This is a genomic window from Pseudomonas sp. CFBP 8770 (assembly GCF_014841705.1).
In the GTDB taxonomy this organism is placed as follows: Bacteria; Pseudomonadota; Gammaproteobacteria; order Pseudomonadales; family Pseudomonadaceae; genus Aquipseudomonas.
On record NZ_JACYUL010000012.1, the window covers coordinates 25,835 to 46,695 of the forward strand.

The following is a 20,861-nucleotide window of genomic DNA, read 5'->3' on the forward strand; positions in this document are numbered from 1 at the left end:
GAGAGGTTGTCATTTTTATTCTCCCGTTAGTTTGATTGCGAGGAGTGATCCCCCTCGCTTTAATTAGCTGTTACAAGCCTAGGTATCCTTTAAAAGCTCGAGCAGGGCGGGCTCGCATCATGTCTTCGATTGGATCACATCCCCAACCTGGAGTGTCAGGCACAACCATTGCGCCATTTTTGATCTCCGGTATATAACTAAAAAGATCCTTGTCCCACGCCAAGCGATCAATATCATGCTCCATGATCCTGAGGTTCGGAACCGCAGCCGCGAAGTGCACGTTCATCATTGTTGCTTGATGGCTATAAAAATTATGAGGCGCGACATTTACGTCTAGTGCATCGGCCACATGCGCAATCTTCATGGATTGCCACACTCCATTCCAAACTGCATCAATGATCGCAACGTCAACGGCTTGAGCTTGTAGATACGGTAGGAACTGACGTATGCCGAACAGCGTTTCGCAGGCTGCGACTGGTGCGTGGCTTTGCGAGCGTATGTATGCGAGGGCTTGGGGATTATAACTGTCCAGTTCTATCCAAAAAAAATCATAGTCACGCAGCGCTTTGATGATCTTCACGAACCCTTCAGTTTTGAAGTTGAAGTTTAAGTCGATCAAGAGCTCCGTGTCTGGGCCCGCACCTGCTATCAAGGCATCAAGGTGGGAGCGCACACTCGTGACCAGCTTCTTATCCAGGTTCAGGGAAGGCTCGTACGGGGCCGCGAATCCTGGCATCCACTGCCGAATACCGCGCTCGTCATGGACGAACAAATTTGTCTTAACCGCCGGGACTCCCAGCTCGCGTGCGTCCACGCCAGCCTGCGTAACCCCACTCAGATCGGTGATGACCGGACTGTAAAATTTTGGATGGTTGATGCGCCAGGTAGCGCAATGCGACCAGTACACAGGGATGCTATCTCTGTGCTTTCCGCCCAGAAGCTCGTAGCACGGTACTCCCAGCGCCTTCCCTTTGAGATCAAGAAGCGCATTCTCGAAAGCCCCGAGAGCTTCTGCCGCCAGTCCGTGGGGAGCTGGTCTCAAGGTCGCAGCAAGTGGGCCAATCACCGCTTCGTGACCCAAAACTGACTGCCCTATAAGTCTGGGCGCAATTTTTTCGATCACGCCAGTGAGGCCAGCGGGCCCGAATGCTTCATCGTACTCGGCCCACCCTACAGTCCCATCGTCAGCAACGATCTTGAGGTAATGGTAATTCCGCCAACCTGCGTCACAAGCAATAGTTTCGATCTGTTCAATACGCATTTTTATTGTTCTCCAAGGCCATATCGTCCAACAGTTAATTGTTAACAATCGACGAAATCGATCCTAGGCCCAAAGCTTTGGCTCGTCAACACCCTCTCGATGATCCCCATTCCCAGCGGGGACGGATGCTAGAAAAGCGAATAGTTAACTGTTGACAGCCACCACCTCGGTTGCCACTATCGTGGCATGAACCAGAAAAATGCCCTGTCCATTTCCGGCGAAAATATCGACCGCCGCAGCCTCGACCGTAAAGCAGCAGACTGCATCCGGGATGCCATAATTTCTGGACAGCTTCCCCTTGGGTCTCGTCTTACCGAGATCGGCTTGGCGACACAGGTCGGCCTATCCCGCTCGACGATACGAGCGGCTTTGCACCGGTTAAGCGGAGAAGGATTGGTGGTTCAGCACGCGTATACGGGGTGGGAGGTGTTTTCGCTCTCATCTCACGATGCGCGCGAACTGTACACCCTGCGGAGCTGCCTCGAAGGTCTGGCTGCCAGGCTTGCTGCGGAAACTATCGATGCGGTCGGTAAGACCACCTTGCTGGCAGCACTCAAGACTCTTGAGGTCGCAATTGAAGTCAAAGACTGGCGCGGGATTGCTGAGGCAGATCTGGCGGTGCACAAGCTGATCGTATCGATTGCCGGCCATCGTCGGCTTCTCGAACAGTACGCGCTGATCATTGATACAGTGTTACTCTATATCCTCCACACCAACAGGATGGTCGAGAGTGCAGAGTCGATCTACCCAGAACACAGGGCTTTAGTAGACGCAATTGTGTCTGGTGACAGCATTTTGGCTGAGCGCTTAGCGGCAGACCACGTCACTTCCCACGGACAAAGGCTTGCGAAATCCTTGGAGGCTACCGGGCATTGAGCTTGCCCTGCGTAGCTCTGAAGATCGAAATGTAACTGTGGCTTCTGGCCCTCTAACCGGTTTCATGCTGCGAGCGGAACTCACTGTCACCATAGACCGACCATCAGACTAAAAGCGCCAGCAGATCTCCGTTCAGGATTGCGTAACCAGCAACGCCTTATTGGATTGGCATCGAATCACGTGTAAAAGCTCACGGCCCCCTAGGCGAATCCTCGACTTCCTCTAGCCACCCCATCGTAATTTCAGATCGATCCTCCGCTCCCTCATTCCCTGACATCGAGTCAGGAATACCCGAGTTCATATCCAGTTCCGCCGTGTGGGCTACGTTCATCACGAACCAACCTGCCCAATCCGCCGAAGCATGCTCCACATCACCGCGTGCCCACCAACCCATCGCCGAAGCGCTGCCGAGGATGAACTTAGTCAAAAGGCGCTAAAAGACTACCTAATGGTAGACATTTAAAAAATGTAGATTAGTATGCGAAGGAAGCGATAGGAATCTCAGCCGACACTCACCCACAATCGTGGTCATCCGGAAGCTCGTATGAATACCTACAAGAATGCATCAACCCTTTTGGCCCACGCGTCAATTGACCCGGAGCAGCATCACGGTTTTGTGAATACACCTGTCTACCGAGGCTCCACCGTCGCGTTTCCCACATGTGAATCGATGCGTGAAGGGCGTCAGAAATACGCCTACGGACGCTGGAACAATCCCTCTACCGAGGCTCTCACCCAAGCCATCCAGCTTTTGGAAGGGGCAGAAGGCACTGTTCTATGCCCTTCAGGGCTCTCGGCTTGTACAACTGCCATACTTTCAGTAGTGGGAATGGGTGATCATATTTTGATCGCTGACAACGTGTATGCTCCTATCAGAGCCTTTTGTAAGCAGGTGGGTGAGCGTATGGGGATCGAAGTGTCGTTTTACGACCCCACGATAGGGTCAGGCATCAATGATCTCCTTCGATTCAATACCAGAGCCATCTACCTTGAATCGCCAGGCTCACTGACGTTAGAAATACAGGATATCCCAGCGATAGCCAAAGTTGCTCATGACAATGACATTCTCGTCATTGCAGATAATACATGGGGCACGCCGCTTTACTGCCAATCGTTAGAGCTTGGCGTAGACCTATCAATCATGGCAGCAACCAAATACATCGTTGGCCACTCAGACGCAGTTCTTGGCACCGTGTCCGCATCCAAACGTGCATGGGAGAGTCTTAAGCAATACCATTTCAGCATGGGTTTATTTGCTAGCCCTGACGATGTGACGCTAGCTCTTCGGGGAATGAGGACGCTTGATGTGCGACTGGAGCGACACTATATAAATGCAACAATAGTAGCCAAGTGGCTGGAGAGCCGAGAGGAAGTAACCGGGGTCTATTATCCTGCATTGGAGTCTCATCCCCAACACGAATTGTGGAAGCGAGATTTTAAAGGGGCATCTGGTTTGCTGTCGTTTACGACAACGCCTTCTTCGCAGTTAGCTGCTGACGCTATCCTGGACAGCCTATCGCTGTTTTCAATTGGTTACTCCTGGGGTGGCTTTGAAAGCTTGGCAATGATGGCAGATCCAAAGCCTGTCAGAAGCGCTACACGCTGGGAAATTGATGGTCATTTGATCCGACTCCACATTGGCCTTGAGGATCCATACGACCTTATCGCGGATCTTGAGAATGGCTTTGCGCAATTTAACAAGTTGCGTAGTCAGTAGTAGCTGATATTTCTTGAAAAGTGCATCAGGCACAGTTTCAACCGGACTGCGCTCCAAGACAGGTAATACCGTATTCGTTCAGTTAGGAGCGTTTGGTGCCGCAGCAAACAATTAAGAAGTTTTCTTTCAATGGCACCAGAAAAGTAATTCCCCTTACGATTCTGGCCATGCTAGCCTTTGCAGCCAACTCGCTACTATGCCGACTTGCACTCCGTCACACTGAAATAGATCCTACATCTTTTACACTGATACGGTTATTAAGCGGGGCTGTTATGCTCTGGGTCATTGTAGCAATTAAAGGTGTTCGCGCCCGCCGCTCTGGAACTTGGCTTGGTGCCTTCACATTATTTGTCTACGCTTTCGCTTTTTCATACGCGTACGTACATTTGGAAACTGGAGCAGGCGCACTCCTGCTGTTCGGTGCAGTACAACTCACCATGCTAGGATACGGGTACTACAAAGGCGAAAGGATGCAAGCCGTAGCGATTCTGGGCCTCGTACTCGCCATAGGAGGGCTGGTTGCCTTACTGCTCCCAGGAGCGACATCGCCTGCACCGGCTAGTGCTGCACTAATGGCGCTTTCAGGTGTTGCATGGGCCATCTACTCCTTAATTGGCAGGCAATCGAATGACCCGCTCGCTTCAAGCGCATGGAACTTCCTGAGATCCATCCCCTTCATGCTTTTGGCCTCAACACCTTTCCTAGGTCACCTGTCCATCGATCTTACAGGTGTTCTTTGTGCGATTGGTTCAGGCGCGATTGCTTCGGGACTAGGTTATGCGATTTGGTACGCAGCCTTGCGTACGCTTTCCTCATTCCAGGCCGCCTCCATCCAGCTGAGCGTTCCTGTATTAGCATCGCTGGCGGGAGCTCTAGTTTTAGACGAAAGCCTCACCTCTCGTTTAGTGATCACATCACTTGCCGTACTGGGAGGCATCGGTCTAATACTGAGCGGTAAACGTTCAGCGGAATCACGCCGGTGAAGAGCCTGCCAATAAGGCTCTCAATGCTTAGATTGAGGAGCTAAAAGCCCGGCCAGAATCAAATCAAACCCAGAAGACTTCTGATAATCATCGTTCATGGCCCACGAGACAAAGCTTGCACCCTCAAGAGTGTTCAGCATGAACCTCGACACCTTCGTAACATCCAGATCGGCTTTGAACTCACCCAACGCTTGGCCATGAGCAAGGTTCCCTTGGAGCCAGGTGAGATGGATTTCAAAAAAATCCTTGGTCAATGTCCGTAGACTTTCCGGCAGGGCCAAAAGCTCTGCGGCCAAAGCACCACAGAGGGGAAGCATTCCATTCTCACTGCTATTCGAGAACATCAAGGCAAAGGCTTTAAGTCGGTCGACGACGCAGGTATTTTCGTCATTGATAGCGTCTAGCTGATTTTTGAAACGAAACAGGTAGCTTTCGACGATGGCAACCGCCATGCCTTCCTTGGTAGGAAAGTGGTGGTGAATACTTGCCTTCTTGATACCGATGTCTTCTGCCAGATCGGCATAGCTGAAGGCCGCATAGCCCTTTGTGCGCAACAGGATTTCAGCGCTGGTCAAAAGGTCTGAACGTGTACTCATGATGCGGCATCCGAATTTGTCATCCGGACATCATAAATTAGTCACTCCTCATAAGACAGCTTTCGCAATGAGCAGCACCGCGCTACCTGATGTGTGAAGCGCTCTGAAATGCCAGCCACAACAGGTTAGCGGCTGTGAGCGTTCATTGCTGGCCGAGATCATCAAGCGATGTCGGTCGCCCAAGCTCCGCTTTGAAGAGACTGCTCGCTGCCCCCAGCGTCCTCACATGACTTTTGCGTCTCCAGGCACACGCGTAAAAGCTTGGAGTGCTGGGTAAAAATCGCTGAAGTCTGCGCTCAGCAGCTCATAGTTACCTTCTAGATGTTCGAACAACCCATCAAGGCCCTCTGGTCTGGAGAGGCGCTTCGAGATTACGCCCAGGCCATATCCAATCATTTCAATGTCTCTGTAGGCGCACAGCCAGTCCTCCGAGATCATCAAGGGCTCGACCTGCGCCAGTGACGAAGGAAGGTTAGGCTCTGCCTCCAAGATCCCGTAGATCTGCTGCGCGAAGTCATCCAGCGGGACGTTAGAGTATTGCTCCCAATCGCGCGCGAGGCAGTGGTCAAAAAACATATCGAGAGCGATCCCGGCATAGCGCCTTTTCTCGCTGGGAAATCGTGACAGCGCTCGCTTGACGACCCGGTGGGCGTCAGTGAATGCATCAATCGTGCGATGCAGCTGAATCGCCGCCTCAATTTTAGGAGAAAAGCGCCCTGCGAGTGGGCCTTTAACAAAGTCCCCGTAAAGGCTACCCAGGAGCTCGTCAGACGACTGCCCCCCAAGGTGCAGATGAGCCAAATAATTCATCCAATGCCCCTCCATGCAGGTAGCGGTCGACAGTCAAGATAGCAGACTCGCAAATGTCCTATCTACTAGATGGGTACGTCCCAGGGCTTTATCAACTTTGAACGTATTTTGAAGCTCATCCCCCTAAAGCTCTGCACATCGCCGCTAGCTCAGCTGAATCTGAGCTGCTCACTCACGAAGGTATTGAAATCATGAAAAGCGAACAGGTTGAAGGCGTTATAGAGAAGGTTGCCGGCAAAGCTCAAAGCGCAGTGGGAAAACTACTGGGTGATTCGAAGATTGAAGCCGAAGGTGCGGGACGCCAAGCTGCTGGCCAGCTGACTCAAACCTATGGCGATGCGCTTGATAGCGTGTCCAAATTCGCGAAAGAAAAACCAGTGGCTGCAATCGCGATTGGTGCAGTAGCCCTGCTGGTACTTAACCGGCTCCTGCGCCGCTGATCCAGGTTGATTCAGGCAGAAAGGACTCTCCAATAGAGAGCTGCCTCCTGCGCTCATCCTCCCGCCCGTTGATCCTGCCCATCGGTCGGCAACGGGGGCGGTTGTACCGATCCAAAGCCAATACCCCGTGATCGGCAGGGAAGTTTATCGTGACGTTACAGCTTGATCTATTGGGCGCTCTGCCAACGGGTCTGCGAAATCACTGATCTTCGTGAAGACCGTCATCAGATAATGGCTCAAACGCCGTAGCGTTTGTTTCCTCCCGACGTTATGCAGTACCGACCACCGCGAGGCCCGATGCACACGTTGCCCGATGAACAAGGACAGGACGAGCCGTACGCGGGAATCTTTTGGCGAGAAGGCTGTACTGGCTGAGTCACTGGTTTGGGTTTCGAAACTACGTAGCAGCCCGACCCGCTGCAAAGGCTTTTCAACGAAAGCCATTGGGAAGACTGACTATCAGTGCTGATGCGCGCCCATTCATTCCGGGTCTCGAAGACCTGAACCTTTTCCCCACGCTTCAGCTTCGAGACGACCTTACCGCCTGGTTGATCCCGGACATTGAGATTATCAGCACTTACAAAGTGCTCAGTCGCAGAGGCAAGAGCCGGCGCAGAGGACTGAGCTGGCGAAATTGACGTTAGCGTATTTGGCGTGCTTGGGACGCTCGGTTGTACCGCCGCAGGAGGGGCGTCTTTCTTCCCCATTCCCCACAGAACCGCAAAAAGAATCAGAAGCGGGACAAACCATGATTGGGACTTCTTGCGCATATCCATTGCTCTCATTCAGCACGTTTTAAACGGCTGTCTTCCTGACCAACCAGACGTCATCACCTATTGCGAGCTTAGCCAAGCTTCCACTTTTTGCAGCCTGTTCAGTTCCGAAAACTTAGGCTTGCCGAGATCTAGTACCCCAAGCAGCAGCTGCGTAGCCTCGAGGGAAGGAAACCATTCGTCGACCTCCACGTTGCGGTGCCTTGAATCACTGATCGCCCGTTTCACTACCGTGTCTGCTGCGCGGACAATGTCTCGGTCGAGATAGATGTGGTGAGCGCTCTAACTGGCGATATGACTGTCTGGCGCTATTACGGGACGAAAGGGATTGGGAACCCTCGAAGGTCACAGCTGCAGAATTTCCTACGGGAGCCGGTAGCAGGATTTCTGGCATCGGTCTTATCGCTTGGCACCTGGTGTTATGGGGGCATCGGCACAACGCCTGTCGGCTATATGGCCGCAGGTCGTGATTTCGGAGTATGGCTCACTGGTTAGAAAGTCAGCCCCCCATTTGACCCGGATCTTCATAAACATCTCTTTCACAGTGAGCGATATCTAGACAATGATCTTGGCAACTGGACACATTACGGCATAGCCGGTTTGGCCGTTCGCGACTCAAGCTCTAGCTGTCTGCGCCGATACCTACGTAAACATCATGGTTTTTAAAGCATGCCGAAACGTACCCGTTTGTTAGTGAGCCTCCTTGGCCTGAGCCTGTTGCTTTACCTGTCGCTCAAGGTTGATTGGTCAGCCCCCGGTCGTTACTACCGCGATTATCAGAAACTGAACGCTTTGGCGAGTAGGAAGGATCAAATTGACCTTGCAGTGTCTAGATTGCAGGAACGCTATGGTAAAAATGCCGGCATGACCTACAGCGTTAGTAGCAATTTCAATGGTAGCTTTAGTCAAACTTTGCAGGTGACGCGCAATTGCGGGCCGCTAGACAGTGGAAAGCTTTTGGACGATGCGAAGGAGTTTTTTCGCGAGGTTGGACTCGGCAAAGTCGACCGCATCGAATACCTCTATGGGTGCGACGCTCCGCTTCCATTCGGAATGGTCGTGGATGCTTTCAGTCAGACGTTCAATGCCGCACTTCAGGAGCATCCTTGGTGTCGAAAGGTTGCTACTACATCTAGCATCGACATACCTGGTTCGGTGACTCAAATATGGACAGACCGGGCGGCTGGTGCATCCGCTAGGTTGAGCTTTGACGAAGAGGGCCTCATTACCAAAGGCAGCTGGCTCGACGCATCGCTAGCTTCGGTAGAGAAAAAGTATCAGTACCAGATAATGGTCTGCATGACTCGCAGCGCAATTCGGGTTCTTGAGCCATCGATAAGCAGCGACGAGATGAAGTCATTAATGAGGAAGATCTGGTTCAGTCCCACGAAAAGTGCTACGACGGACGTCGGCCGCTATACCTTCGATAGCCAGACAAACCCTCTGAGCCTTTCGATTACTCGGGTGCGCAAAGATTAAATTTGACCAATAACCGCTCTGCTGAGGCTGACTGCGCGATCAGCTGCAAGCGGAGCGCGCATGCCGAGGGCCGACGGACAGGAGGATGGACGCCCGCAGAGCTAAGACACCAGCGCTACCGTGGACTTGACTCACGACAACCGTTCCCGCACGTCGCCTTAAGATAGCCCCAGACACCTAGATCAAGAACTGCGTGTAAAGTTAGCCCCCCGTCTACTTGCAGTTACCTGCTTTCCGGAACCCCGCAGCCTCTGCTTCTGATTCCGATCCAAACGTCACCTGATTCTTAGGTGACACCTGGGCGTAGCTGGGGCATCCGCTAGGTAGGTGATACACATGACTATTCTTGTTCCCAATGATCACTCCCGGCGGAGTCGTACTGATGACCTGAGGTGCCGGCGTCGATTTCGCAATCCTCTGCGGAACAGGACTCACTAGCCCATCACCTGCCGGCTTGTAGCCGGAAGTCCATGAGCGCTCGCCCGTCACGAATGGATTCGCATGGCCCATGATAGCTGCTATCCGTTTGTTGCGCTCTTGCTCCCAAGGCGTGACTGGATACTGCTTGTCCCACGCCATAAGTAGCTGTTGCTGCTGTCGCGACATGTTGAGTTGATACCGATCAAACATGTAGAAGGTCGTTCGAGCGACAAGACCTTTCACCTCATCACGGGGCTCTGCGGCACGCTGATCGAAGTCAACCTTGGTCTTGCACTGACCGTACTGTGGCGCCACACCTGAAGCCATGCCGTAGTTGAAATTGCTACGGTCTCCATTGACCTCGCCTACAGAAGGATAGAGGTTGAACAGGTCGGCTTCCATCGCTCGAAACACCGGGTCATCATCAACGCAGTGCTTTCGACCACCGTTCTGCCAGCACTGACGCTGGTGTCCAAACGTCCATGCTGGAACGATGTGCTCCCACTCTGTGCGCTCAGCACGTGTCTCCTGTTTTCTAGCCTGGAGGCCGCAAGAGTCCGCATCGATACGGCCACCTGATTTACCAACCCAAGCCCATTTGCAGCCGCAGTAAAGCTCGCCCATCACGCTATCAGCTTGGTCAAGGTAGACCTTCTGCTTCGCGACGATCTTTGCTTCGGTAAAGGTGGCGGGAGGGGTAGCAAAGGCTTGAAGGTTGAACGAAAGGAGGATGGCTAGAACGGTAAATAGGCTTTTCATGGGAACGGCAATGATTGAATGAGCAGCGCATTGTACCGATGCCCGTTAGGGATGCCGAACGCTTGTTTCTGTGGCCATGGACAAGCTTGGTTATGGCTACGCAGTTCATCAGGACAGGAGATTTTAGAAGGCATGAAATGGTAGACACTCAACTGCAGGGCTGCACCGTTGCTGGTGCGACGGAGGTGCCTACAGCACGTCCTCTGTCGCTCAGGCTATCTCTGCGTTGACTGACATACGAGTGAGCTAGCTTCAAGCATATGACCGGGGGCTGGCACATGCGATTACGTGAAGAAGCCTGAATCTGAACCATACAAGTGCTGCGCTTCTGGCAGTCACTTGAACAACCTTTCAAGAACCCCCGCAAGCCCTGTGTCCGTAAATGCGGCTCTGAGCTCGTCTAGCTTCGAAGCTTTCCTATCCTTCGTAGATAAACTGAGGCCATGAAGGGCGTCCGTGACGCGTTGGGGTTCACGAGCTTCATCTCGCAGCTGCTTGGAAGGCATTTCAGCCTTATCACTGCACACAAGTGTGCCATCAACGTAGATCGCGTCATCCCGAACGCAGTAGATGCCCAATGCGCCTTCACGACCTCCGGTGCAGTCTAGGGCCAGCACGTTTCCAAGACGCATGGGTGACGACGTCCAGGTATGACCGACGCAAACGCGCCATACGCCTTTAACTCCCGCGTGAGACTGTTGGGCAACCCGTGACCGTCCCCACAGCGCAGTCTGCTCGACCTTTGGATCTGCTATGCCCTCAACGAATTCTCCCCAGGGCATGCCAGACGGGACGTCTGCATGGACGACGCCAACAACTCCGCTAGGACACTCTATTTCTATGACTATCGGAAGGCTCTCGAGCTTGTTGACGATCATCGCTTTGGACTCGTCAGCAATGGTCGACCACCAACCGGCCCCATGCGCGCAGTAAAGTGCATCTGGATTAGTGCGATAGGCGTTGATCAACATCTGCTCATGGTTGCCTTGGACGGTGAAGAACCATGGCTCACCGAGGAGTTTCAAGCCGTCCAGCACCCCTTGGCCCCGGTCAATGAGATCACCGACAGCGATAACACGGTCGATTGCGCTATCAAAATCCAGAGCCTTCAAGCCTTCGTAGAGCTCGATAGTCTTGAAGTGGATGTCGCCTATGACGAAGTCGCGACCAATGTCGTTTGGGGGAAGTCTCAGGACTCTTTCAGTCATGCCTGCAGTATCCTCAACCATAGGCCACCGACAGGTAGCCACGGAGATATTGTCCGTCTTGAAGCGTTCGGTGCCAACCAAAGACGTAAGATGACCGGAATGGAAGTGCTCTGCTGGTTCGTTTGAAGCGCCTGGAATCGCGCCAGATAGCTACGAGTCAGGCCGTGAGTTTAGATGGCCCTGTCTGTCTGATTTTCCCAAAGGTCAAGCGGGGGGGGAGACAAAACTCTACATGAGAGCTGCGCTGGCGAAGCAGGATACCGGTCGGTATCTGATGCAGCCGTACAACTGGCGGCGACCACACCAGTTTAATCAAGGGTCAGCGCCTGCGGTCGCTGAGGAAAAATGTAACGCAGTGTCCGGGATCAGTTGGCCACTACATACCCTGGGACGCGAGGGTCAGGAACCAACTCGTGATTGAAGCTCATGTCTCGGCAGAACCTGCCGATAGGTTTCCCTATTAGAACCCGAAGCCTCGATTAAGGAACCTGAGCCATGTTCGCCACGAAGCAAGTCATAGTGGTCTACCCAGAAAGCTATGAAGATATCGCCATCACATTACAGCATGAACTGTCCAAAGTGGACGGTGTAGACGCTGCGGCGTGGACTATCAATCACTACAAGCACACGCTACCGACTTTGTCGGGACGCAGCCATGTGATCTTCATCGGGGATGTGGAAGAGAACCGCTATTCCAAAATGTACCTTGCAACCATGCGCAGTGTTGTCAACTTGAAAGGGGCGTGTTTCGCCCGTGACGGCAGTAAGGCTGTGGTTTTCGGCGAGGGCAAACTTGAGCAGAAGGCTGCGTTTGAAGCGCTCAAGGAAAAGCTGGGTTACGGCGCACCCTCCAGCACCCTCGGATTCATCGTTGGAAGTTCGTTCATTGCAACTCTTCCAATCGTGGCCGCTGGCGCGGTCGGCGGCTTGGGTTACCAAGCGATACGGTACTTCAAGGACAAAAGCGAGGCGAAGGCCCTGCGTTATGAGCAGACCAAAATGGCTATCTACAACTTCGTCCTTACTGAACTAGATGCTTGGTTCGGTCTTGAGGAAAAAATCAATTGACCCCCTTTGAGGAGGCATACTTACGTGCGAGCAAGGACTTCGCGGGCGTGGGCGGGGCTTCGCAGTCGGCGATCTTTGTGAGCGATGTCCAGGCGGCAGTCGACGCGGCTGTCGATGCTCTTGCTAAGGAAGCTGCACGCAGGGCAAATGTGACTATTGACTACGTCAAAGGCAACCTTGCGGAGGTTTGGCATGCGGAGACCCTCAACGTATCCGCCGTGGCAAAAGGTCAAGACAATGTGTGGGCTAGTGCGCTGGGTACCAACAGGCCAGGACAGGATGTAGCTTACGGTGATGGGGTGAGCACCTCACATGCAGAGCTAAAATATTACAGAACTGGCGAAGCTACGGCCGATCAACTCGGAAACCCTGCTTACTCGAACAGTCAGAAGATCGCCCCGTCCGATCAATTGGCAGACGTGATAGCAGAGTCAAATCGTCAGGCGATCCGTAACCAGGATATCCGTCCGGAGCTTGCCGCCGGCTACAAGCATACCGCCGACACAGTGAGCGACCACATCGAGGTCGCTAAGGCTTCTTCAAAACCGTTAAGTGAGGTTGACGCAAAAGGAATGGCCTCGGACTTTAAGCGGGACGAGGCTATTGATCCCGATGCATACGGTCTCAATACGGAGAGCTTCGTCGAGTGGTCGGACATCTTCAGAGAGTCCGGCAGCGCAGCGCTGAATGCGGCTGCATTTTCCGCGGCGTTAACGGCGGCCCCTCATGTTTACCGGATTGTCTCGCGCTGCATCGCATCGGGTGAACTCGACTCGGCGCTCATCCGTGAAGGCGCTGACCAAGTGTTGTCGAGCTCTTCGGCAGCTGCCTTACGCGGAGGAATTGCAGCAGTGATAACAGGCTCCTGCAATGCGGGATTGATGGGTAATGCGCTCAAAGGGGTTTCACCATCTGCGGTCGGTATGGCTACCGCGATGGCACTCAACTCCATCGAAAACTCTTGCCGCTACGCCCACGGCACCCTTAGCGGAAGGGAACTGGCATTCAACTCTTCAAGGGACGCCGTAGCGCTGATGATGGGAGCGGGCGGTGCGGCGCTTGGCCAGGTGATCATTCCTGTCCCCGTACTCGGAGCGCTGGTTGGCAACCTCGTCGGGTCAACGTTGGGATCACTCGGAGTAACCTACGCCAACGATAAGGTGCTAGGAATTTGCGTGGAGTCGGGATGGGCTTTCTGGGGGCTGGTCGAGCAGTCGTACGCCGTTCCAGAGGATGTGCTCAAGTTGGCAGGATTCGACATTTTCGCTAAACACAACTTCGCGGTGAAGTCGTTCGGGATGGCAGGTTTCATCGAGCAACCGTTCAAGACGGACGGGGTGGGGTTCACCTTGTTGAGGCGAGGAATCGTAGGATTCAATGCTGTTGGTTATTGTTAAAGAGATCCATGGTAAGGATTGCATGACTGCGCCTCTCGAGAGATGCCCAGACCATGCATCGTCTATCCCTGAGCGCGATGGGTCAGCAGCCGGCACCCTGCCGTGAGTCTTGACCTATTTGCGCCTGTAATGCGTGCTTTTTTGCTAGTGCCGCTGGAATTATAGAGGGCCAGGGGTAATCAAAACCACTTCCTGAGTTACCAATGCGGTGTTGTCTGTAATAAAGCCTAGCGTGCTAAGGCAACCGCCATGCGTATTGGCAACCATGGGATACCATCCGGAGCTTGTACTACACGCGAGAGCGCGGCACTGTGCAGAGGGGTTGCTGAAAAGGACGAACACATCCAGTCGTTGGAAGAAAAACATTTTCAGGCCCGAGGGGCGCGCGAGCACTACCGCGATGCAGCGAAGGAACAGCGTGATCAGGATCAACGCAAGCACGATTCTCAACTGCATGAGATGCAGGTTGAACAGCGCACGCTGCGGGAAACCATCGCGGTCAAACAGGACGAATCGACGCGGCTCAACCGGGATAATGAGTAGCTTCTCGGGGAGGCCAAGCAGCAAGCAAAATGCTTGCACGTCAGGAAGCATCGGCTCAGTCTCTCAACGCTCAGCTGGAGTCGCTACGTCAGGGTGAAGCCAAATCCGCCGGAGTGGCTGAGCATCTAAAGAACAGATCTCAGCCTTGCGAGACGAGGTCAAGGCACTTCAAAAGGCCGCGGTCTTAACCGACCTATATGAACAAAAAACCGTGTCGCTCGTGGCTTCCCTTCGGCAAGAAAATGAGTGATTGCAGCAGGCCGGCGCTGTTGAGCCAAGCCTGGGGGAGCGATGCTACCTCGGGCGCAGAGGATCGGGAGAGTGCCGGGCACGCTAAGCCGTCGAAGCGACGTAGGAGATGAAGCATGGATCAGTTCATCGGAGTTCTGCATAACCGTGATCAAGGCACATCAGCTTGGGATTTTGCTCATGATCGTCTATCCCAAATTCTTTTGGATAGGGTTGACCCGCTCGACGCCCTGGCTGTGATGGTGAAGCGAAATGGCGCCAGCCGCAGCTTGCCATCGCCGTCCGTTTCTTCGGCAACCAGGAGGCATCGGGGGCTTGAGAGGCCATGATTCTGTAACCAATTACACGCTGTGCTGGACAGCTGAAGGCTCACGCGCAGCTCTGACCGGCAACTAAAGTATTAGAGATCGCTATGTCTCTCACCCAAGCGCATCAGGCAGCGATGGTTCAGCAGCGTAACAGGGGGCGATGCCTCCATTACGAAAGTGGGGCACGCTGCGACGCCATCATATCTGCGCACTCCATACAGCGAGGCGGCCAGCTGAACCTGATCGCGGAAGAGGGTCACGTGTATCGACTGTTCGCAGACCTCTCCACGTTAAAAGCTACGCGGGGCGAGCCTCAACTAAAGAAAACGGGGGTCAATAAGGTCTCTACCTTCCGAGGCATGTGCAAGTATCACGACAATAGGTTGTTCGCACTCATCGATGACAGGCCGCTGACTTTTGACCACCAACAGGTTGCCCTGTATGCCTACCGCAGCGTTTGTCGTGAATACTTCGTCAAAGAAAACGCCGCGCACTCTCTGGCAGCTATGATCGATCACCCAGACGTGCCTGAAACTCGCCGCCAATTGCTACTGAATTCCGCTCAAGAGCACGCGTTTGGTTTTCAACATCTTCACAAGCACAAAGTCACTTACGATGCGGCAATCGCTCGTGGAGATTTTGCTGAATTTCGATTCATCATTTTTCGGTCAAGCTCTCCGTGCTCGATACAAGCCGCAGGGCTGCTTTTCCCAGACTATGATTTTCTTGGACACAAGCTCCAGAATCTAGGGCCTGAAGCAGACACGCTCGACTTGCTCACGTTTTTTACGGCCCCGACTGAAGAAGGGTGGGCATATGTTCTCGCCTGGCATGAGACAAGCGACCAAACCTGCCAGCTTGCGCGTCAATCTCTGCAGGAAGGCATCTGCAGAGGCGGCAGACTTGAGGATATGCTGCTGCGGATATCGTTGGCCTGTGAAAACCATGCCATCCGTATCTCCTGGTGGGACGGTTTAAGCCTATCGGCCCAGAGCGCAGCTCTTGCTGCATTGGCCGTGGGGGCTGACCCAGGAGTAGCCACGCCGGTTGATTACCTTGCCTCTGGGTGTGAAGGGCTGGCTGATTGGAAATTTGATTCCGTTCAGGATGGCTCCGACTGTTCACGTACTGGTTAATAGGATTGGCTACACCTTTGCGCCCGTCCTACTGGAACCTTCACACTACGGTTCCGTCTGAATTTGTCCAGTGTGTCAGGCACTCGTCGGAACCCCATCATTCCAAGACCGCGCATAGAGGCAATATGGCATCCTTGTCAACATGCAACGGACGCCTAATGAGCTCCTTAGCCGACTGTTCGAGTATGCAGAGGAAAGCCTCAAGGAGCTTGATCCGTCGCGCTTTCAGCTCACGAGCTCTGTCAATGATGTGTATCAGCCGGGGGCGCTTCTGGATCTTCCAGGGCTGCACTTTGATCTCCAGTTCCCGGGCGACAATGTCTGGCTACAGGTCGAACGACTTGAAGAGTCACGCGCCCCGGCCCCCGTTGACGGAGACTACAGCTCCCTCATTACCGTCAGCAGTAATCCCTCCAAGCCACCCGTGCTGGCTGAACAGGCGCTTCATCAGCGTATTCGCGAACAGCAGGATCAAGACCCACAGGGTGATATCGCCGTCATCGAATCCGAGGTGCGCGCGCAAGCGTTAGCTGCGCTTACGACCTATCTGGCCCAGTGGCACGAATGGGCTGAGCATGAGAAGCCTCGTCGCAGGACGATCAGTCTCTATGGCGACATGTTCGCATTGATGCAGCAGATGGAGACGGGAAAATCTGCTCGAGAACTGGTATGGGGCATAGGCGTCAGCGCCTGGACGCTAACGATCAACGACGTGCAGCAGGGCTTCAATTATCCATTGCTCACCCAGGCACTCGACATCTCGTTGAACGAACAGAGTATGGCGGTCGAAGTTCGCCCGCGAGCCACCGAACCGATGATTGAGTTCGATGCGTTGATAAACGCCAATGTCCCTGGTGCCAGCGAGTGTGAAAGGGCAATCCGCAATCACCTGGGCAGACATGCCGACGCGCCCTTGAACCCCTTCTTGCCCTCGACCTTCGCGGATGTGCTCAAGCTCTCGGCAAGAAGCCTGGACAGCAAAGGCAAATATGCAGAAACGGAAAACGCCCCTTCGCGGCTCCCCGAACCAGGTGAGACTCTGCAGGTAAGCGATGCCTGGGTTGTGTTTGCACGGCCTAAACCCAGCAACTGGCTGATCAACGACCTCCGCAAAATTCGAGAAAAACTCAAGGACTGTCTTGAACTTCCCGCGGGCCCGCTCGCGTTGGTGACCCCGGCCTCGACCATTGCGCTTGATTACCAGCACGTCAACTTCCGCGGGCTATCCAGCAGAAGCATGGATGGATCGACTGCTGAGCCGAAGGAGCTGTATTTTCCGCTCCCTTACAACGATGAGCAGGTCACAATCGTTCAGCGCCTCGAGCACGCACCCGGTGTGACGGTTCAAGGCCCTCCCGGTACTGGCAAGACCCATACGATCGCGAACATCATCTGCCATTACCTCGCGACGGGTAAACGCGTCCTGGTCACCTCTCGTGGCGAGCAAGCCTTGAAGGTACTTCAGTCCAAGATTCCCGCTGAGGTCAGGCCCCTCACGGTCGCACTGCTGACGAGTGACCGAGAGGGTATTCGGCAATTCCAAGGCTCGATCGAGGCGATCCAACATCAGGTCTCGCAAATCAATCCATCCCTGGCTCGGGGAGAGATCGATCGCCTGCACCAGTCCATCGACCTCGCTCATACCGAGCTGGTGAAACTTGATCGCCGCGTCAATGAGATTGCGCTGACTCAGCTCTCCGATATTCAGGTCGGCGATGCGAAATACCGTGCGGAGGAGCTTGCGGAGCTGCTCATGAAGGGCGCAGACCAATACGCTTGGTTTGACGACGTACTGTCATTATCCCCTGAACATTCGCTGCCCTTTGACGATGAAGTCGGTAAGAGCTTGAGACAAGCTCGCCGCCAGCTTGGAAGTGACCTTGTGTACGTAGACGCCAGCTTTCCGGAAGTTGAGCAATTACCGGAAGCAGCCGACGTTGGCAAACTCCACGGCTCACTCTGCAAGCTGAAATCGCTTGAACATGCCTTGGGTCAGGGTGAGCTGAAGCCTCTAAAGTCCGACAGCGAAATCGTTATTGCAGCCGCCAGGGAGCTGGTTCTAGAACTGGGTTTGTGCGAAGAGAAACTGGAGGTCTTGCACGAGGGCGGAGAGTCCGAAATTTCTTGGTCGCTGGAGCTGCGCCTCAAGGCGGCAGGTCGCCGCTACGACAGTGAGCTCTCTGTCTTGGTAGGTATGCTCCCGGTGGCACAAGCTTTGATACAACGCCGTAAGGTGATGCTGGAAAACTTTGTTGAATTCCCAGATGAGGCTTTGGATTGCGAGAAAACGGCCGAAGCTGTCGAAAGGGCTGCCGACACAGGTAAGCCATTTGGGCTCATGAGCTTTGGAGTCTCTCAAGCCAAGGCACACATCAGTCACGTCCGTATCAATGGCTCGGCGCCAAAGTCTTCTGAGCAGTGGAAGACTGTCCTGGACTATCTAAAGCTTCACGCTGACGTGCGATCCTTCTCTGCAAGGTGGAACCCACTGGCTGAAACTCTGGGGATCCCTCGACTTCAATCGGGCATGGCTCATCTCCGGGAACTGGAACTGACCATCATCGCCGTCCAGGCAGCCGTCGATCTCACTGCACACTACGCTGACAAGGTGGAGCCGCTCTGCGAAGCCGTCTTCGCGGATGCCCCGGATAGCATGCATCGCCTGACAATCGCAGAGATACGAGACCTGCGGGATCAGCTCAACCAGAACCTGGCGCGACTGGATCTTAGTCTTGCTGCAGCTTCGCTCGCGATTCTGCAGGCCCAAGTTGCGGGGAATAGCCCTATTGCCGACCGACTTCGATCGTTCGTCCTGGAACGTTTGGGCAGTCCGGATCAGGATTCGCATCGGATCGTATCCCTGTACGTAGACCTGCTGACAGAATTGCAGCGGATTAAAGCACTGGGTGGCCATTTGAATCATGTGCGCGAAGGCGCACACCAAGTGATGAAGGCTGGAGCGCAAAAACTGTCCGATCGCTTGTTGACTGTCCCCGTTGGGAACGGTGCTGAAGACCTGGCCTTTCCAAGCAGTTGGAAAGAGGCGTGGCAACATGCGCGGATTCGCTCCCATCTCGAGAGCATTGAAGCGCGCCATGAACTCGTTGAGCTAAATAGCAAACGAGTGAAACTGGAAACTGGCTTGGCACGTATGTATCGCGAGGTCGTGAGCCGAGCAGCATGGCTATCTACCAAGGCCAATGCTAGTCCGATGGTGCTGCAAGCACTAGCTGGCTACTCGACGGCCATACGCAAGATAGGGCAGGGTACAGGCCCGAACGCGGAGCGTTACCGCCGTGATGCTCAACAGTGCATGCAGGACGCCGCCGGCGCCGTGCCTTGCTGGATCATGAGTCACGCAAAGATTTCTGAATCCATGCCGGCAGAGATCGGCGCCTTCGATCTGGTGATTGTCGATGAGGCGAGCCAGTCAGATCTATGGGCTCTGCCCGCGATCGTCAGAGCCAAAAAGGTGCTGGTAGTCGGGGATGACAAGCAGGTCTCTCCTGATGGCGGTTTCAAATCAGGTAAGCGGATTGGTGAACTTCGTAATCGGTATCTGAACGATCAGCCCTATGGGGCGGATATGACACCGGATAAATCACTTTACGATTTGGCATCGCGGGTCTTCGCTGGCCACATGGTTATGCTGCGTGAGCATTTCCGCTGCGTCCCTCCCATCATTTCTTACTCCAACCAGTTCTACGGTGGCGCAATCCAGCCCCTTCGAATCCCTCGCCCGTCCGAGCGCCTCGATCCACCGCTGGTGGACATCTACGTCAAGGACGGAGTTCGGAACAAGAAGGGCTGCAACAAGCTTGAGGCTGAAGCTATCGCTGAGGAAATCCAGGCACTCATCAAGAACGACAAATACGCTGGTCGCTCGATTGGTGTGGTGACGCTACTAGGGGGCATGGAGCAAGCAAAATTCATCGACTCACTGGTGCGCGAACGCTGCCCTGCAGCAGAGCTCCATGCCCGCGAATTTGCCTGTGGCGACGCCAGCACCTTTCAGGGAAGCGAGCGCGACATCATTTTCATTTCTCTGGTTGCAGACCCGGAGAATTGCCACCCGCTCTCGGGCAATGCTGCTGAGCAACGGTTTAATGTGGCAGCCAGCCGTGCGCGCGACAGGATGTACCTGATTCGGTCTGTTACCCTGGATCACCTCTCCCAAAAGGACGTGCGCCGAACGCTCCTTGAGTACTTCAGTAAACCGTTGACTGAGGAGGAGGTCGATCAGGACGGCCTTATCAAGCTGTGCGAATCAGGGTTTGAGCAGCAAGTATTCACCCGATTGGTGGAGCGTGGATACCGTGTGATCCCGCAGGTGAAGAGCGGGGCATTCAGACTCGACATGGTCGTTGAGGGCGCCAATGATAATCGCCTCGCCATTGAGTGTGACGGTGACGCCTTCCACGGCCCTGATCGATGGGAAGCGGACATGAACCGCCAGCGTATCCTTGAGCGTGCAGGGTGGACGTTTTGGCGGTGCTTCGCCTCATCCTGGAATATGCATAAGGAGGAAATCTTCGCCGAGCTCCTCCAGCGCCTGGCTGAGCTCGGTATCGAACCAACCCACGCCTTGGACAAGCTTCCCGCTGTCGTTGAGCTACGGGAATGGTCACCCGCGGCCAACTCATCTTTGGATGAAGATGACGACAACATCGGTGATCTCGCGTCTCTACCGACTACCGGTGAAAAGCAGCAGGCACTACCTATCTAATGTGTCCCGAACCGCACGCGCGATCGGCTTGTGCGCGTGCACTACAACAGGGTCTTTCCATTGCAAGCAGCTGAAAATGATTTGACGGGGCGTATCGCCTTGGTGTCTGAAA

17 protein-coding genes are annotated in these 20,861 nt (G+C 54.2%); 11 read left to right on the forward strand and 6 right to left on the reverse strand.

The genetic code is table 11. The annotated features are described in order from the left end of the window. Positions 1 to 70: 70 nt before the first annotated feature. Positions 71 to 1,261, reverse strand: a complete 1,191-nt coding sequence (locus IFT98_RS20660) for a mandelate racemase/muconate lactonizing enzyme family protein (protein WP_192051345.1) — start codon at positions 1,259 to 1,261, stop codon at positions 71 to 73. A 186-nt stretch (positions 1,262 to 1,447) separates the two neighbouring features. On the opposite strand from IFT98_RS20660, the gene IFT98_RS20665 reads away from it, so the two are divergent. The 3 genes from IFT98_RS20665 (at position 1,448) to IFT98_RS20675 (ending at position 4,837) form a co-directional block, all read left to right on the forward strand. Then, the gene (locus tag IFT98_RS20665; protein ID WP_192051347.1) at positions 1,448 to 2,137 is read left to right on the forward strand and encodes a GntR family transcriptional regulator; all 690 of its coding nucleotides are present in this window, start codon (positions 1,448 to 1,450) and stop codon (positions 2,135 to 2,137) included. A 544-nt stretch (positions 2,138 to 2,681) separates the two neighbouring features. Continuing rightward, a complete protein-coding gene (metC, locus tag IFT98_RS20670; protein ID WP_192051349.1) occupies positions 2,682 to 3,854 on the forward strand; it encodes a cystathionine beta-lyase in 1,173 nt (390 codons plus the stop codon). A gap of 95 nt (positions 3,855 to 3,949) precedes the next feature. Next, complete coding sequence (locus IFT98_RS20675) at positions 3,950 to 4,837, forward strand: EamA family transporter (protein WP_192051351.1); 888 nt, start codon at positions 3,950 to 3,952, stop codon at positions 4,835 to 4,837. Positions 4,838 to 4,857: 20 nt separating this feature from the next. On the opposite strand, the gene IFT98_RS20680 is transcribed toward IFT98_RS20675, so the two are convergent. Both IFT98_RS20680 and IFT98_RS20685 read right to left on the reverse strand, forming a co-directional pair. Continuing rightward, positions 4,858 to 5,433, reverse strand: a complete 576-nt coding sequence (locus IFT98_RS20680; RefSeq protein ID WP_192051353.1) for a TetR/AcrR family transcriptional regulator — start codon at positions 5,431 to 5,433, stop codon at positions 4,858 to 4,860. Between the two features lie 222 nt (positions 5,434 to 5,655). Continuing rightward, positions 5,656 to 6,243 (reverse strand): acyl carrier protein phosphodiesterase, encoded by a 588-nt coding sequence (locus IFT98_RS20685; protein WP_192051355.1) that lies wholly within the window; start codon positions 6,241 to 6,243, stop codon positions 5,656 to 5,658. A gap of 191 nt (positions 6,244 to 6,434) precedes the next feature. Here IFT98_RS20685 and IFT98_RS20690 point away from each other — a divergent pair, with 191 nt between their 5' ends. Then, on the forward strand, positions 6,435 to 6,683 hold the full coding sequence (locus IFT98_RS20690; RefSeq protein WP_192051357.1) for a CsbD family protein: 249 nt from the start codon (positions 6,435 to 6,437) through the stop codon (positions 6,681 to 6,683). 236 nt (positions 6,684 to 6,919) lie between these two features. Here the strand turns inward: IFT98_RS20690 and IFT98_RS20695 are convergent, their stop codons facing one another. Then, positions 6,920 to 7,468 carry an SH3 domain-containing protein gene (locus IFT98_RS20695; RefSeq protein WP_342214197.1) on the reverse strand — a complete coding sequence of 183 codons (549 nt, stop codon included), beginning with the start codon at positions 7,466 to 7,468 and terminating at the stop codon, positions 6,920 to 6,922. Positions 7,469 to 8,125: 657 nt separating this feature from the next. Between IFT98_RS20695 and IFT98_RS20700 the strand changes: the two genes are divergently transcribed. After that, complete coding sequence (locus tag IFT98_RS20700; protein WP_192051359.1) at positions 8,126 to 8,935, forward strand: hypothetical protein; 810 nt, start codon at positions 8,126 to 8,128, stop codon at positions 8,933 to 8,935. A 213-nt stretch (positions 8,936 to 9,148) separates the two neighbouring features. Here IFT98_RS20700 and IFT98_RS20705 read toward each other — a convergent pair whose 3' ends face one another. After that, positions 9,149 to 10,114: an endonuclease gene (locus IFT98_RS20705; RefSeq protein ID WP_192051360.1), complete on the reverse strand. Its 966-nt coding sequence runs from the start codon at positions 10,112 to 10,114 to the stop codon at positions 9,149 to 9,151. Between the two features lie 335 nt (positions 10,115 to 10,449). Then, the gene (locus tag IFT98_RS20710; protein ID WP_342214198.1) at positions 10,450 to 11,343 is read right to left on the reverse strand and encodes a metallophosphoesterase; all 894 of its coding nucleotides are present in this window, start codon (positions 11,341 to 11,343) and stop codon (positions 10,450 to 10,452) included. Positions 11,344 to 11,817: 474 nt separating this feature from the next. Between IFT98_RS20710 and IFT98_RS20715 the strand changes: the two genes are divergently transcribed. From IFT98_RS20715 to IFT98_RS20740, 6 genes are all read left to right on the forward strand, one after another. Continuing rightward, positions 11,818 to 12,390, forward strand: a complete 573-nt coding sequence (locus IFT98_RS20715; protein WP_192051364.1) for a hypothetical protein — start codon at positions 11,818 to 11,820, stop codon at positions 12,388 to 12,390. Next, positions 12,387 to 13,787, forward strand: a complete 1,401-nt coding sequence (locus IFT98_RS20720; protein WP_192051366.1) for a hypothetical protein — start codon at positions 12,387 to 12,389, stop codon at positions 13,785 to 13,787. Before IFT98_RS20715 ends, IFT98_RS20720 begins: the two co-directional genes overlap by 4 nt. Positions 13,788 to 14,036: 249 nt before the next feature. Next, positions 14,037 to 14,330 (forward strand): hypothetical protein, encoded by a 294-nt coding sequence (locus IFT98_RS20725; RefSeq protein WP_192051367.1) that lies wholly within the window; start codon positions 14,037 to 14,039, stop codon positions 14,328 to 14,330. Positions 14,331 to 14,695: 365 nt separating this feature from the next. After that, positions 14,696 to 14,908 carry a hypothetical protein gene (locus IFT98_RS20730; RefSeq protein ID WP_192051369.1) on the forward strand — a complete coding sequence of 71 codons (213 nt, stop codon included), beginning with the start codon at positions 14,696 to 14,698 and terminating at the stop codon, positions 14,906 to 14,908. Positions 14,909 to 15,147: 239 nt separating this feature from the next. Continuing rightward, positions 15,148 to 16,023, forward strand: coding sequence for a hypothetical protein (locus IFT98_RS20735; protein WP_192051371.1), 876 nt, complete (start codon positions 15,148 to 15,150; stop codon positions 16,021 to 16,023). Positions 16,024 to 16,165: 142 nt separating this feature from the next. Then, positions 16,166 to 20,749, forward strand: coding sequence for an AAA domain-containing protein (locus tag IFT98_RS20740; RefSeq protein WP_192051373.1), 4,584 nt, complete (start codon positions 16,166 to 16,168; stop codon positions 20,747 to 20,749). Positions 20,750 to 20,861: the final 112 nt, after the last annotated feature.